A 330-nucleotide genomic window follows, 5' to 3' on the forward strand; every position below is an offset into this window, starting at 1 on the left:
CTCACCCGGTAGCGCCAGCCGTCCACCGTGGACTGCTCGCGGCTCTGCCGACGCCACGCCGACAGGGCGGGCAGCAGCGCGCCCAGCTCGTCGCCGTCCGCGACCTGGAGCGTCGCGGCCAGGCCCGCCAGGTCCTCGCGCTCGACGGCGTCCCAGAAGCGGGCGTCCGCCGCGTCGACGGGCACCGCGGCCGCGGTGGCGGATCCGCTGCCCGACTCCAGCCAGTAGCGGCCGCGCTGGAAGGCGTACGTCGGCAGGTCGACCCGGCCGGCGCCCCGACCGGCGAAGAACGCCGCCCAGTCCAGGGCGGCTCCGCGCGCATGCGCCCGG

General features: G+C 78.5%; 1 protein-coding gene. It reads right to left on the reverse strand.

Annotation, left to right across the window (positions count from 1 at the left end):
• Positions 1-330: hypothetical protein (locus UK12_RS42345; protein WP_045307155.1), on the reverse strand; the 330-nt coding region annotated here is incomplete at both ends.

The sequence above is a fragment of the Saccharothrix sp. ST-888 genome (genome assembly GCF_000955975.1).
Classification (GTDB): domain Bacteria; phylum Actinomycetota; class Actinomycetes; order Streptomycetales; family Streptomycetaceae; genus Kitasatospora.